This window comes from Arthrobacter sp. PsM3, assembly GCF_030433895.1.
Classification (GTDB): domain Bacteria; phylum Actinomycetota; class Actinomycetes; order Actinomycetales; family Micrococcaceae; genus Arthrobacter.
Genome location: NZ_JARUXE010000003.1, coordinates 19,480 through 32,782, shown reverse-complemented (window position 1 = coordinate 32,782; position 13,303 = coordinate 19,480). Strand labels below are relative to the sequence as shown.

The 13,303-nt window shown below is 68.4% G+C and carries 10 protein-coding genes; 3 read left to right on the top strand and 7 right to left on the bottom strand.

Going from position 1 to position 13,303, the window contains the following annotated elements; all coding sequences use genetic code 11:
- The first annotated feature begins 30 nt into the window (after positions 1-30).
- Positions 31-1,164, top strand: a complete 1,134-nt coding sequence (locus tag QCD75_RS01915; RefSeq protein ID WP_301225420.1) for an acyl-CoA dehydrogenase family protein — start codon at positions 31-33, stop codon at positions 1,162-1,164.
- A 36-nt stretch (positions 1,165-1,200) separates the two neighbouring features.
- On the opposite strand, the gene QCD75_RS01910 is transcribed toward QCD75_RS01915, so the two are convergent.
- A complete protein-coding gene (locus QCD75_RS01910) occupies positions 1,201-1,875 on the bottom strand; it encodes a response regulator (protein ID WP_301225188.1) in 675 nt (224 codons plus the stop codon).
- Positions 1,872-4,577 carry an ATP-binding protein gene (locus tag QCD75_RS01905; RefSeq protein ID WP_301225186.1) on the bottom strand — a complete coding sequence of 902 codons (2,706 nt, stop codon included), beginning with the start codon at positions 4,575-4,577 and terminating at the stop codon, positions 1,872-1,874. Before QCD75_RS01905 ends, QCD75_RS01910 begins: the two co-directional genes overlap by 4 nt.
- 166 nt (positions 4,578-4,743) lie before the next feature.
- Between QCD75_RS01905 and QCD75_RS01900 the strand changes: the two genes are divergently transcribed.
- Complete coding sequence (locus tag QCD75_RS01900; RefSeq protein ID WP_301225184.1) at positions 4,744-6,720, top strand: amino acid transporter; 1,977 nt, start codon at positions 4,744-4,746, stop codon at positions 6,718-6,720.
- Between the two features lie 128 nt (positions 6,721-6,848).
- Here QCD75_RS01900 and QCD75_RS01895 read toward each other — a convergent pair whose 3' ends face one another.
- Entirely contained in the window at positions 6,849-7,052 is a 204-nt protein-coding gene (locus tag QCD75_RS01895) for a cold-shock protein (protein WP_013599688.1), read from the bottom strand.
- Between the two features lie 158 nt (positions 7,053-7,210).
- On the opposite strand from QCD75_RS01895, the gene QCD75_RS01890 reads away from it, so the two are divergent.
- Positions 7,211-7,966 carry a glycosyltransferase family 2 protein gene (locus QCD75_RS01890; protein ID WP_301225159.1) on the top strand — a complete coding sequence of 252 codons (756 nt, stop codon included), beginning with the start codon at positions 7,211-7,213 and terminating at the stop codon, positions 7,964-7,966.
- Here the strand turns inward: QCD75_RS01890 and QCD75_RS01885 are convergent.
- The 4 genes from QCD75_RS01885 to QCD75_RS01870 all read right to left on the bottom strand — a co-directional run bounded on the left by QCD75_RS01885 (position 7,951) and on the right by QCD75_RS01870 (position 13,194).
- Complete coding sequence (locus tag QCD75_RS01885; protein ID WP_301225157.1) at positions 7,951-8,889, bottom strand: alpha/beta fold hydrolase; 939 nt, start codon at positions 8,887-8,889, stop codon at positions 7,951-7,953. The two genes, QCD75_RS01890 and QCD75_RS01885, sit on opposite strands and share 16 nt — an antisense overlap.
- A 75-nt stretch (positions 8,890-8,964) precedes the next feature.
- A complete protein-coding gene (locus QCD75_RS01880; RefSeq protein ID WP_301225155.1) occupies positions 8,965-10,068 on the bottom strand; it encodes an alpha/beta hydrolase in 1,104 nt (367 codons plus the stop codon).
- 93 nt (positions 10,069-10,161) lie between these two features.
- Entirely contained in the window at positions 10,162-12,867 is a 2,706-nt protein-coding gene (locus QCD75_RS01875) for a PEP/pyruvate-binding domain-containing protein (RefSeq protein ID WP_301225153.1), read from the bottom strand.
- Positions 12,868-12,876: 9 nt separating this feature from the next.
- Positions 12,877-13,194, bottom strand: coding sequence for a hypothetical protein (locus QCD75_RS01870; protein ID WP_301225151.1), 318 nt, complete (start codon positions 13,192-13,194; stop codon positions 12,877-12,879).
- Positions 13,195-13,303: the final 109 nt, after the last annotated feature.

Below are 13,303 nucleotides of genomic sequence, written 5' to 3'. Positions count from 1 at the left end.
GCGGCGCCACCCTTTCCGGATGCGGACCTGATGTACATCGTCGATCTCCTGCCACCGGAGGAACAATCGCGCTACCAGGAGATCCGGGACTTCCTCCAGTCCCGGATCCGGGCGGCCTCGATCGATTACTGGAACCGTGAAGAGTTCCCCTTCGGGCTGCTCGCCGAGCTCGGCAAGTACGGCCTGGGCGGCCTGCAGACGGACGGCACCTCCAAGCTGTTCAAGGGCCTGATGTATGTCGAGGTGGCCCGCGCCGATGTGTCCCTTTCCGCGCTCGTGGGGATCCACAACGAGTTGATCGTGGGCATGATCGACCAGCTCGGCTCCGAGGAACAGAAGGAGCGCTGGCTGCCGGGGCTCACCGCCTTCACCCAGATCGGTGCCTTCGCCCTGACCGAACCGGACCACGGTTCGGACATCGCCGGCGGGCTGGCCACCACGGCCCGGCTCGAGGACGGCGAGTGGGTCATCAACGGCGCCAAGCGCTGGATCGGCGCCGGCACCATTGCGGACTTTGCCCTGGTCTGGGCGCGTGATGTCGCGGACCAGCAGATCAAGGGCTTCATCGTGGAAACGGACCGCCCCGGTTACACCGCCTCAAAGATCGCGAACAAAATCGGGCTGCGGATCATGCAGAACGCCGACATCGTGCTCGATGAGGTCCGCATTCCGGAGACCAACCTGCTCCCCGGTGCCACGGACTTCTCCAAGGCCAACGAACTGCTGCGCGATTCGCGTGCGTGGGTGGGCTGGCAGGCGGCCGGCATCCAGCTGGCCGCGTTCGACGTCGCGCGGTCCTACTCGCTGGAGCGGAAGCAGTTCGGCAAGGAACTGGCGCGCTTCCAGCTGATCCAGCAGCAGCTGGCCGAGATCCTGGGCAACGCGTCGGCCTCGCTGTCGCTGATGGCGCAGCTGGCCAGGATCCAGGAAGACGGCAAGCTGGAGATGGTCCAGGCCGCGATGGCCAAATCCACCACCACCCGGCTGGCGCGGGCATCGGTGGCGATGGGGCGCTCGCTGATGGGCGGCAACGGGATCAGCACCGACTACGAGATGGGCAAGCTCTTCGGCGACGCCGAAATCCTCTACACCTACGAGGGCAGCTATGAGATCAACTCGCTGATCGTGGCCAGGGCCGTGACCGGCAAGTCGGCTTTCGTTTAACCGGGTTCGGGGTCCCGCAGGTGCCGCGGGATCCCGTCAGGGCTGGAAACGGTAGCCGATGCCAGCCTCGGTGATCAGGTGCCGTGGAGTGGCCGCCTCCGGTTCCAGCTTGCGGCGGAGCTGTGCCATGTAGACGCGGAGGTAGTTGGTCTCCTTCGCGTAGGCCGGACCCCACACCTCGGACAGGAGCTGCTGCTGGGTGACGAGTTTTTCCGGATTCCGGACCAGCACCTCCAGCATTTTCCATTCAGTTGGTGTGAGCCGGATGTCCTGGCCGTCGCGGGTGACACGGTGTTTTCCGAGATCCACGGTGAAGGCATCTGTCATGATGGCCGCCGGCTGGTCGGTGTCCGCGCTGCGGCGCAGCAGGGCGCGCAGCCGGGCAAGGAGTTCCTCCAGCCCGAACGGCTTGGTGAGATAGTCGTCGGCCCCGGCGTCTAGGGCATCCACCTTGTCCTGTGAACCGTGGCGTGCGGACAACACGAGAACGGGAACACGGCTCCAGACCCGGAGCTTCCGGATCACGGCGGCCCCGTCCATGTCGGGGAGCCCAAGGTCCAGGATCACGAGGCCCGGCGGGTGTTGCTGGGCGGCGAGCAGTGCCGAGCGCCCGTCAGCCGCCGTGGCAACGTCGTAGCCGTGGGCCTGCAGCGTGATCCTCAGCGCCCGGAGCAGGTAACTGTCGTCGTCGACTACCAGGACGGAGGTCATACGGCGTCCGTCCCGGAGGAAAGGATCGGCGGTGCGTGGTGGCGCCCGACGACGGCCGACTGCGGCTGCAGCGGGGCCTGGACCGGCTCCGCCTGGAACGGTGCCCCGGCGGAGAGGGGGAGGCTGATCACCATGGTGAGTCCGCCGCCCGGCGTCGCCTCGGCTGTCAGCCTGCCGCCCATCGCCTCAGTGAATCCCTTGGCGACGGCGAGGCCGAGGCCCACCCCGGTTGCTTGCGTGGCATCATCCAGGCGCTGGAAGGGGCGGAACATGTCCACGACCCGATCCGCCGGGACCCCCGTTCCGTGGTCGATGATGCGCAGCTCCCCGGCCGGGAGGCCATTCACGCTGACAGCCCCGAGACCGCCCGCGGAGCCGGTAATCACAATGTCGGATCCGGGGGCGTACTTGACGGCGTTCTCCACGATGTTCGCGATGACACGCTCGAGCATGCCCTCGTCCGCCTCGACCTCTGCCATGTTGGCGGGGAGTTCAACGCGCACCCGGCCCGGAGCGATCCCGTGCAGTCCGCCGGGAATGACCTCGTACCAGCGCACTGCGCGCAACAGCGGCTTGATCGAATCGGACGTGATCCGGGACATGTCCAGCAAGTTTCCCACCAGCACCTCCAGCCGGTCCGAGCAGTCCTCGATGGTCGCCAGCAACTCCTGCTCCTCGTCCCGGGTGTAGCGGACGCCCTCCTGCCGAAGGGCTCCGACCGCGAGCTTGATTCCGGCCAGCGGAGTGCGGAGATCGTGGGAGACGGCGCGGAGGATCGAGGTCCGCATCGTGTTGCCTTCAGCGAGCTTCAGGACCTCGGACCGGCTGGCCTGCAGTTGCTGACGTTCCAGCTGGGCCATCAGATGGACACCAAAGGCCCCGAGCAGCCGCCTGTCGCTGGCCGGCAGCACCCGGCCGGTCAGGACCAGGCACGTGACGGCGTCGATCCATTCGACGTTGTCACCCGGGATGTCCGCCCTGCCGGGGCCGCCCCCGGCGCCGTCACCGAGGGACGGAACGTCGCCGGCACTGGCGATCAGCTGCCAGCCCCCGCCCGGATGGCCCGCGGCCCCAGCGCCGTCACCCGCCCGGCCGCCGTCGTCGTCAGCCCGGCTCAAAAGGGCCGCGCCCCGGACCTGGAAGACTTCCAGCGCTTGTTCCAGCAAACCGACAAGGGTGTCCTCCGAACCGGCAGCCCCGCGCGAGAGGTCCGCGAGGGTGGCTGCCTCCGCACTTGCGAGAGCCGCTTCCTTGGAACGCCGCGCGGAGAGGTCCACCACGGTGGCGACTGCGGCGGACACTCCGACAAACACCAGGAGGGCCAGCGCGTTCTCCGCATCGCTGATGGTCAGGTTGCCCACCGGCGCAGTGGAGAAGTAGTTCACCAGCAGGCTGCTCCAGAGCGCCGCGAGCATCGCGGGCCACAGGCCGCCGACCAGGGCCACGGCGACGGATCCGGTGAGTTGGACGAGGACGGTGGTGGCCAGGCTCCTTTCCGGGATCACCGCCAGCAGAAGCTCCAGCAGGGCAGGAAGGCAGACGGCCATCACAAACCCGGTCGTCACGCGGACACGGCCCAGGTCCCGCCGCCGTGGCACCCCCGGGCCTGTGCGCTCTGCCGGCCGGGACACGATGTGGACATCGATGGCACCGGCTCCGCGGACCACCCTGGCTCCGGTGCGCCTGCCACGGAGGCCCGTCAGCAGTCCGGACACGCTGCCGCGGCGTGGCATTCCGATGACGATCTGGGTCGCGTTGACGCTCCGGGCGAAGTCCAACAGCGCGGTGCCCGGATCGTCGCCGGCCACAACGTGGTAACTGCCGCCCAGGTCCTGGACCAGGCGGCGCTGTGACTCGAGCACCTGCGGAGATTCCGCGGCCACCCGGTCCGCTGCACGCACGTGCACCGCCAGGAGGTCGCCGCTGTTGACCCGGTTGAGGATGCGTGCCCCGCGGCGGATCAGGATCTCGCCTTCCGGGCCGCCGGGCAACCCGACGACAACCCGCTCCCGGGCCGGCCAGCTGGTTTCGATCCCTTTTCCCGCCCGATAGCTTGCGAGCCCCTCGTCGACCCGGTCCGCCAGCCACAGCAGGGCCAGCTCACGCAGGGCCGCCAGGTTGCCCGGACGGTAGTAGCCCGCGAGCGCAGCATCGATCCTGTCAGCGGCGACGATCTTGCCGTCCGCGAGGCGCTGCCGCAGGAGCTCCGGGGAGATGTCCACCAGCTGGATCTGCCCGGCCCGCCGGGCGATCTCATCAGGCACGGTCTCCGCCGGCCGGTCCTCGGTGATGGTACTGACAACGTCGCTGAGGGATGCAAGATTCTGGACGTCCAGGGTGGAGAGGACGTTGATGCCGGCGTCCAGCAGTTCGTCAACGTCCTGCCAGCGGTGGGCGTTCCGGCTGCCCGGCGAATTGGTGTGGGCATACTCATCCACCAATGCCGTGGCGGGCCCGCGGCGGATCACCGCGTCCAGATCCAACTCTTCGAGATGGAGCTCCCGGTAAGGGACCCGCGCGGCCGGGATGAGCTCAAGCCCCGCCAGCAGGGCGCGTGTGTCCCGGCGGCCGCGGTCCCGGGCGAACGCGACGACGACGTCCTCGCCGCCATCGCGCAGCCGGTGTCCTTCACGGAGCATCGTGTAGGTCTTGCCGACGCCGGGTGCAGACCCCAGGAAGATGCGCAGCGTTCCACGTGCCATGGAGCCATTCTTGCATTCGCGTCCGCTTCCCGGAGGGCCGCGCTGCGTCAGGGATTCGTCAAGATCCCCGCCGGGGCTGGGAGGTGGCGGCCGGCCGCTGCTAGTTTCACAACTGGGAGCAGTGCGGCGCCCGCACCAGCAGACCGCGCCGTGAAGGAAGGAAGACATGACCACACTGAGCAGGCCGCCGGCAGACCCGTCGGCTCCGCGGCCACGCGCCGGGGCGACGATGAGGAACTGGCTGTTGTTCGGGCTGCAGGACAGCAAGGGCAGCCACCAGGGCCCGGGCGGAGTGCCCACGGCCCACGAGAAAAAACACTCCTGGTGGCAGGTGATGTGCCTGACCGGCGTCGACTATTTTTCCACGCTGGGCTACCAGCCGGCGATCGCCGCGCTCGCCGCGGGCGTGATCTCGCCGCTGGCGACCCTCGTGCTCATCCTCATCACGCTGCTCGGCGCCCTGCCCGTCTACCGGCGGGTGGCCGGCGAGAGCCACCGGGGCGAGGGCTCCATCGCGATGCTCGAGCGGCTCATGCCGCGCTGGGGCGGCAAGCTGTTCGTCCTGGTCCTGCTGGGCTTCGCCGCAACGGACTTCATGATCACCATGACGCTTTCGGCTGCGGACGCCACGGCGCACCTGATCCAGAATCCGATGGCCCCGGGCTGGTTGCAGGGACAAAACGTGTTGATCACGCTCTTCCTCCTGGCGCTGCTGGGTGCTGTTTTCCTCCGCGGTTTCAAGGAGGCCATCGGTGTCGCCGTCGTCCTCGTCGCCGTATATCTGGGGCTCAACCTGGTGGTGCTGGCCGCTTCCGTCTTTGATGTATTCACCCACCCCCTGGCGGTGGACAACTGGTGGCAAGCGATCTCCACTTCGCACGGAAACCCGCTGCTGGCTGTCGGCTTTGCCCTGCTGGTCTTCCCCAAGCTGGCACTGGGCCTGTCCGGGTTCGAGACGGGGGTGGCCGTCATGCCCCAGATCCGGGGACACGACAGCGACACCGAGGACAATCCGGCCGGCCGCATCGCGGGCGCCCGCAGGCTCCTGACCACCGCTGCCGTGATTATGAGCAGCTTCCTGATCGTCAGCAGCTTCACGACCGTGGTGCTCATCCCGGAGCAGGAATTCCAGCCTGGTGGCCAGGCGAACGGGCGGGCACTGGCATTTCTGGCCCACGAACTTCTCGGGGTGGGGTTCGGCACCGTCTATGACATCAGCACCATCGCGATCCTCTGGTTCGCCGGGGCCTCCGCCATGGCCGGGCTGCTGAACCTGGTGCCCCGCTACCTGCCCCGCTACGGCATGGCCCCCGGCTGGGCACGTGCAGTCCGGCCGCTGGTGCTCGTCTTCACCCTGGTCGGATTCCTGATCACCTGGCTCTTCAACGCCGACGTCGACGCGCAGGGAGGTGCCTACGCCACCGGTGTGTTGGTGCTGATGACGTCGGCGGCGGTGGCCGTGACGCTCTCGGCCCGACGTCAGCGTCAGCGCAAACGCACGGTCGGGTTCGGCGTCATCGCCGTCGTGTTCATTTACACCACCGTGGCGAACGTCATCGAACGGCCCGAAGGCATCCGGATCGCCTCGGTCTTCATTATGGGGATCATCGTGATTTCGCTGCTGTCGCGGGTCCGGCGCTCGTTTGAGCTGCACGCCACCCACGTCCATCTGGACCGCGCGGCGCTGGAATTCATGTCCGATGAGCTGGAGGGGCCCATCCGGATCATCGCCCACGAGCCGCTCCGGATGAGCGCTGAGGCCTACCGGCAGAAACTGGAGTCCGCCACGGAGGTCAGCCATTTGCCGCTGGGCTACCGCGCCCTTTTCCTTGAGGTCGTTGTGGACGACTCCTCCGACTTTGAGACGGAGCTCGCCGTCCGCGGCATCACCAGGCACGGCTACCGGATCCTGGAAGTCCATGGACCTGTGGTTCCGAACACGATCGCCTCGGTCCTGCTGCACATCCGCGACGTGACCGGCCTGATGCCGCACATCTACTTCCGCTGGACCGAAGGGAATCCAGTCAGCAATCTCCTGCGGTTCCTGGCCTTCGGCGAGGGCGAGATCGCTCCGGTGACCCGCGAGGTGCTGCGCGAAGCCGAACCGGACGTCACCAAACGGCCGTGGGTGCACGTCGGCTGACTTGCGGCCGCAAGGCAAATGGCAGCCCCAACAACAAACGCCCCTCCCGAGGAAAAACCTCGAGCGGGGCGTCTGTGGTCTTAGGGAAAGCATGGCGGCCGGCTGGCCGGTGCTGCTATCCGGAGTACTTAGAGCGGGCGGATGTTCTCGGCCTGCGGGCCCTTCGGGCCCTGGGTGACGTCGAACTCGACCTTCTGGTTCTCGTCCAGCGAGCGGTAGCCGCTGCTGGCGATTGCCGAGTAGTGGGCGAAAACGTCGGCTGACCCGTCATCCGGGGCAATGAAGCCAAAACCCTTTTCGGCGTTGAACCATTTAACTGTGCCTGTAGCCATGCCATATCCTTCTGAAATGCTGCTGATCTCCGGCGGCCCGGAGGCCAACGGCTGCGGAGACATTCGTCCGCTGTTGCCCAACCTACGGGTCCGGGGGCCGCGGTGCAAGAGGCCAACGGGGGCATTTCGTCCCGTCCCCGGACTATAGTCGGGGCAATATGACAACAATCTCGGTGGTTATCCCTACCCGGAACGACGCTGACATGCTCGCGGGCTGCCTCGCCGCACTCGCCAGACAGACCCGTCAGGCTGATGAAATCGTCGTTATAGACAACGCCAGCACGGACAAAACCGCAGATGTCTGTGCCGCCGCGGGCGTGCGGCGGATCGCCGTCGAACTCCCGGGCATCGCCGCGTCCACGGCGTATGGCTTCGACCAGGCACGCTTCGAGCTGATCGCCAGGCTGGACACGGACTCGGTTCCGCCCGCCGACTGGCTCGAACGGGTTGCAGCCATCCTCGAGAAGGCAGGTCCGCTGTCCGCCGTGTCCGGTCCCGGCGATTTCTACGGGGAAACCCGGTTCGCCCGGTGGGTGGGCACGAGCGTCTACATTCCCGGGTATTTCTGGGCCATCGGCTGGCTGCTGGGGCATCCTCCACTGTTTGGCTCGAACTTCGCCCTGCGCTCGGACGTGTGGGACCGTATCCGCGGCTCCGTCCATCGCGGCGTTCCGCCGGTCCACGATGATCTGGACATTTCCTACCAGATCCCGCCCGAAGTGACGGTGATCGCGGACCGCTCGTTGCGGGTGCAGGTCTCAGCGCGGCCGCTGGCGGACTGTCACTCCGTCGGGAGCCGGCTGGCGATGGCGTGGACCACTTTTGCCATCGAGTTCAGGCAGGAGGGCCCGTTCCGGCGGCGCCGCCGCCGGCGCCAGTGGGAACGCGACCACCCGCGTCACACGGATCCGTAGAGCGCGATCAGGTCCCGGCTCATCTGGTGCGGCGAGGTCTCACTCGGGCTGTGGCCGCCCCGGTAGACCGCGATGCGCGCGCCGATCGACTGCGCGAAGCGGCGGTGGAGCGCCAGCGGCCAGAGGTCGTGTTCGCCGACGGCGACGAACTTCGGCAGCGACGCCGCGGCCAGTGCCGCCCGCAGATCGGGTGCGTGCTGCATCAGCCCGAAGATGTCGCTCACGGAGCTCCGGCGGGTGAAGCGGAACCGGTATTTAACAAACCGTGTCCGGTTGGGTGGGACATGCACGACGTTGACGCGGATGCCCCAGATCATCAGCGCGGCGCCGACCCGCGGGCTGGCCCAGCCGCTGAACCGGCCGATGCGCTGCACGCCGCGGAAGCTCTGGCCAGGCTCGGGCGGGCAGCTGAGCAGCGTCAGGCTGCGGAACTTTTCCGGACGCCGGGAGAAGGCCAGCTGGGCGACGATCGCGGCAAAGGAATACCCGACGACGTGTGCGGGCCCTTCTTCGGCGTCGAGCATGGCGAGCAGGTCGTCGGTGAACAGGTCGTAGTCGTAGTGGGCGCGCGGGGGCACCAGGTTTTCGGGGCCAGCCGCGGCCGATTCGTACTGGCCGGCGATGTCGCAGCTCAGGACGTAGTACCCGGCAGCGGCGAGCTCGGGAAGCATCAGGACAAAGTCTTCCTTGGATCCGGTGGCCCCGGGGACCAGGAGCACCCGCGGGTTACCCGGCGTGCCCATGGACACGGTGGCGAGTGTTCCGCTGGGGGCCTCAAAGCTGCCCCGGACAGCGCCGTTGGGGAGGGCGGCCCAGTCCACGTCGCCCAGGGCGGCATCTCGGCGGGCGGCTTCATCAACCAGCGCCGATCCGAACCCCTCAGGTTCCGGACTGTTCTGTGCGTTGCTGCCGGCAGACACCATGGACTAAACATAGCCCGGCGCGGCCTTGGCTGGGGCGGATCCGGCAGGAGTGGCGGCGCTTGGGCCCGCCGGCGCCTACGTCACTTTGCGCACGAAAGCGTGCAGCCGGCGGTACACTTCCTGCGATTCCGGGTAGCGGAAGTCCTGCTGCCAGGTGTGTTCGGTGTTGGAACTCTCCCAGTCGTAGATGAGGCTGTCCACGGGGACGGAGTGTTCGCGCAACCGGGCGATGAAGTTCAGGTTGGCGGCGTAGAAGAAGTCCCGTTCCGAGGTGGTGACAAAGACCGGCGGGAAGCGGGCATCCAGCCATTCGATCGGGGAGAGGAAGCCCGCACCCTTGCGGAGCGCCTCCAACCTGGCCCCGCCAAGGCCGCGGCTCCGGCCGCCGGAACGGAGGGCGGGCAGCAGCATGCGGATGAAGTTCAGGCTCAGCACGAAGCCCTTCTCGAAGAAAACGGAGAAGTCCACCACGCTGCAGTGCTGGACCAGGCCCTTGAAATCGGAGGCCGGCACAGCCGGTGTCAGGCCGTGGTGCCGCGCCAGTTCCGGCCGGAAGCTGGCCGCGGTCAGGAGGGCCGCGATCTGGCCGCCGGCGGAGTCGCCGCCGAGCACGATCCGCGACCCGTCGCCGCCATAGCCGGCAATGTGCTGCCGGACCCAGGCCAGTGCGGCGTTGGCGTCCGCCAGGACGTGGGCCATCTGGAACCGCGGTGCCTTCCGGTAGTTCACGTTGACCACCACCATGCCGCCCTCGGCCTGGCTCGCGCAGTACTTGGTCAGCGAAGCCTTGTCGCCGGACGTCCAGCCGCCGCCGTGGAAGTACACGTAGACCGGCAATCCGCGCGGCACGCGGTCGCCGGCTGCTGCGGCGCCGGGCGCTACGGCGCCGCCGGGACGGGACGGCGTAATGACGTCAAGGCGGTGCCCCCTGATGCCGTCGCCCACGAAATCGATGTCATGGAAGTATTCGACGCCGGTAATCGGGTCGACGTTGAAACGGGAGTTCTCGCTGGCCTTCACCGAGTGCATCAGCAGCCGCCAGGTCCACACCGGAACCCGCCGCAGGACGTTCCTCGCCTTGCGGGCCGGTGCGAACGTGCCGCCGGAGGGCTGCGGCTGGCGCCGGGTCAGCTCAAGCGACGACTGGTGGTGCGTTGGCTGGTGGGCCGGTGTGGTCATGGTCCCATTCTATCTGGCACAACTGTGCTACAGCTGTGAGGCCAGCCTGCCCTGCCTCGAAGCACGCGGCGGCTGCGGGACGGGTTGCCGGGATTACGGCTCCTCGCGGATGGTGCCGGCCGCGCCGTCCACCGTGACCGTCTGCCCGGTCCGCAGCCGCGTCGTGGCGTCCGGGACGCCGACGACGGCCGGGATGCCGTATTCGCGGGCCACCACGGCCCCGTGGGATATCACCCCGCCCATTTCCATGACCAGGGCGCCGGCGGTCAGGAACAGCGGGGTCCAGCCGGGGTCCGTCGAAGGCGCCACCAGGATTTCGCCGGGTTCCAGATGGGCGCCCACCGGGTCCATGATCACCCTGACCCGTCCGGTGGCGGTGCCTGCCGAGGCAGGTGTCCCGGCCAGGGCGCCTGGGGCGGGCTTTTTCGCCATCATCGCGGCTTCGACGTCGGTGCCGTCGGACAGCAGCAGCCGGGGGATGCGCCGGCGTCGCAGTTCAACGTCGTAGAGCCGGCGTCGGTCCGCGACGATGCGGTGCAGATCCGCCCCCCGCAGGCCGACCCGGAGCTCGTCGAAGTCGAGGAAGAACACGTCGTCGGCGGCGGCGATGGTGCCGGCCGAGGCCATGTCCGCGCCGATCCGCAGCAGCTGCTGGTGCATTTCGGCGAGCACCAACACGATGTAGAACTTGGGCAGTTCGCGCATTCCCGCCAGTTGCCGCACACGGCGCAGGCTAAGTTCCAGCGCCCGGGCGCGCCAGGGGCTCCGGGCCCGCGTCCGGTCCACCAGGCTGCGGATCCTGTCCTCCGCGTGTTCCGTTGCCCGGGCAAACTGCCGGTCGGGGGCCTGCTCCGGGTCCTCGACGCGGAGGTAGTTGGAGATCATGCCGAGGATGTGGTCCGGCTTCTCGGACCAGCGGGGCATGCCGAGGTCGATTTCCGCGACTGCGCGGTGGCCGTAGCGGGCGAGGAATCCGCGCACACCGGCCTGGGCCTGCGGCGGCAGTTTGCCGGCCAGGTACGCGGCCGACAGGTCCTCGGGAGGCTTCGTCAGGAACTCCCCCCGCGATACCGGGTCGTCCCCGATGGACACGGCAAGCCGCCAGAGTTCCAGGTCCATTTCGGTCGTGATGTTGTGGGGGAGGCCGCGCAGGACAGCCTCCAGCTCCCGGGGCGCCGCGATGCCGCGGAGCAGCCTGCGGGCCACGGCCAGCATGACGTAGCCAAGGGACGGCCCGGGAAGGGTGGCCTGGATCAGGCCGCCGATCGTCCGGTCCAGGATGGCCCGGGTGTAATCGAGCCGCTGAACAGCGCTGGCGGGTTCGGCGAGTGAGAGCCCGGATTCGAGCTGTTTCCCGTACTTCTTCGCCCGGCGCAGCTCGGCGGCGGGACGGAATGCGGGACGGAGCATGGCGGGAATGAGCCGCAGCATGACGACGACGATGTCCGTTTGTTCCGTGTCGCCATTGCGCGGGGCGGTATGCGGGAGCCTGCGTCTGGCAGCGGCTTCGCGGAGGGACTCCCGGAAGGAGTGCTCGATAAGGCTGAACCTGGGGTCCTCGAGCAATGCCGGCATCACGGCACCGGACCTGCCGTCAGCCAGGGGGAGCACCCGCAGCAGGTAGGCGCGGCCGTACTTGTTGCGGGCCACCGCCGTCAGGTCCACGTACATCCGCAAGCCGGGATTGACGTACCGCCAGGGGCCCTTGCTGTTCCGCATCACCTCGAGGACGGCCAGGCCCATCGGGGTGATGGGCCGGGTCAGCCCCTGGAACAGGGTCCCGCAGAGGTACACCCGGGTTGGGGCCGCGGCGCCGGCTGCGGCGTCTTCAGGCGCGGGCTCCGGCAGCGGATACAGCGTGGTGATCGGGCGTGACTGCGTCAGCCAAAGCTTGCCGCCGGAGTCGATCGCCCATTCGATATCCTGCGGCGCCCCCAGGAGGCGCTGGACGCTGTCTCCCAGGGCCGTGAGTTCCTGCAGCTGGGCGTCGTCCGGGCCAGGGCTCAGCCCGGGTTCTTTGCCCCCCGGCGTCCGCGACGTGACCCGGCCTGATGCTGTCTCCAGCACGAACTGGTCCGGGTTGACGGCTCCCGAGACGACGGCCTGCCCCGAGCCCGGGCCGGCGTTTATGAGCGTCTCCGTCCGGGTCCCGGTCACGGGGTTGGCAGTGAACAGCACCCCCGCGGTGGCGGCGTCGGCCATGGCCTGGACGACGACGGCGAGCCCGACGTCGCGGTTACTGATCCCGTTGGCGGACCGGTAGGCCACCGCCCGGTCGCTCCAGAGGGACGCCCAGCAGCGCCGGACCGCCTCCACCACGGCGTCGGCGCCGACGACGTCGAGATAGGAGTCCTGCTGGCCGGCGAAACTGGCGAAGGGCAGGTCCTCCGCCGTGGCCGAGGAACGGACCGCCACCGGCAGAGCGCCGCCCATTGCCCCGTAGGCGGTTCGGACGGCGGCATCCACCGCGGACGGGATCGGAGACTCCCCGATCAACGCCCGGGCCCGCCCGGCAGCAATGCCGAGGGCCGCCCTGTCCGTCCCGGTCCCTGTCCCGGATCCGATCGCGTCGAGCTCGGCCGCGAGGGCATCAAGCCCGGGTGGTGCCGCCAGTTCATAGGCGACAGTGGTCAGGCAAAACCCTGACGGGACCGGCAGCCCGGCCGCCACGAGTTTGCCAAGGTTCAGGGCCTTTCCCCCCACGAGCCGCAGGGCAGCCGCTCCGGCCCCGCCGAGGTCCAGGACGAGAGGTTCAACGGCGGATTGCTGCGCCGGCGGGGTGTCAGCGACGGAATCCACGGCCCGCTCCTACGGAAGGTCCGCTGGACTGCCGTTGTCCTCCCACATCACGTCCAGGTTGCGGAACACCGGCGGCCCGTCGCAGAGGGCCGCCATCCGCCCGGCGAAATCGGAGGTCTCGGGTCGCGCGGAGTTCTCCATGGCCGAATCGTAGGAATCGAATTCGACCAGGGTGAGATATGTTCCGGGGCGGTCGCGGTCCGCGGTGGCAAGGATCCGGCGGAAGGTGGGCGCCGTGGATCCTTCGGTCCGGGATGGCCGCCCCAGGGCTTCAATTTCCTCGATGCGGGAGGTCTGGAATTCAATGATCTGCACAAACCTTGCCATGACGGCTCCTCGACGACGGCGGCGGATGCTGATGCGCTTCACGCTAGACCCAGCGCATGTGCAGTACAAGAGCCAGAAAACGGGCCCGCACCCGGGCCCGCACCCGGGC

What these genes read in the sequence shown, in the direction of transcription:
- QCD75_RS01895 (WP_013599688.1), bottom strand. Translation starts at nt 7,052, where the DNA reads ATGGCTACAGGCACAGTTAAATGGTTCAACGCCGAAAAGGGTTTTGGC.
- QCD75_RS01910 (WP_301225188.1), bottom strand. Translation starts at nt 1,875, where the DNA reads ATGACCTCCGTCCTGGTAGTCGACGACGACAGTTACCTGCTCCGGGCG.
- QCD75_RS01900 (WP_301225184.1), top strand. Translation starts at nt 4,744, where the DNA reads ATGACCACACTGAGCAGGCCGCCGGCAGACCCGTCGGCTCCGCGGCCA.
- QCD75_RS01915 (WP_301225420.1), top strand. Translation starts at nt 31, where the DNA reads ATGTACATCGTCGATCTCCTGCCACCGGAGGAACAATCGCGCTACCAG.
- QCD75_RS01880 (WP_301225155.1), bottom strand. Translation starts at nt 10,068, where the DNA reads ATGACCACACCGGCCCACCAGCCAACGCACCACCAGTCGTCGCTTGAG.
- QCD75_RS01885 (WP_301225157.1), bottom strand. Translation starts at nt 8,889, where the DNA reads ATGGTGTCTGCCGGCAGCAACGCACAGAACAGTCCGGAACCTGAGGGG.
- QCD75_RS01905 (WP_301225186.1), bottom strand. Translation starts at nt 4,577, where the DNA reads ATGGCACGTGGAACGCTGCGCATCTTCCTGGGGTCTGCACCCGGCGTC.
- QCD75_RS01870 (WP_301225151.1), bottom strand. Translation starts at nt 13,194, where the DNA reads ATGGCAAGGTTTGTGCAGATCATTGAATTCCAGACCTCCCGCATCGAG.
- QCD75_RS01890 (WP_301225159.1), top strand. Translation starts at nt 7,211, where the DNA reads ATGACAACAATCTCGGTGGTTATCCCTACCCGGAACGACGCTGACATG.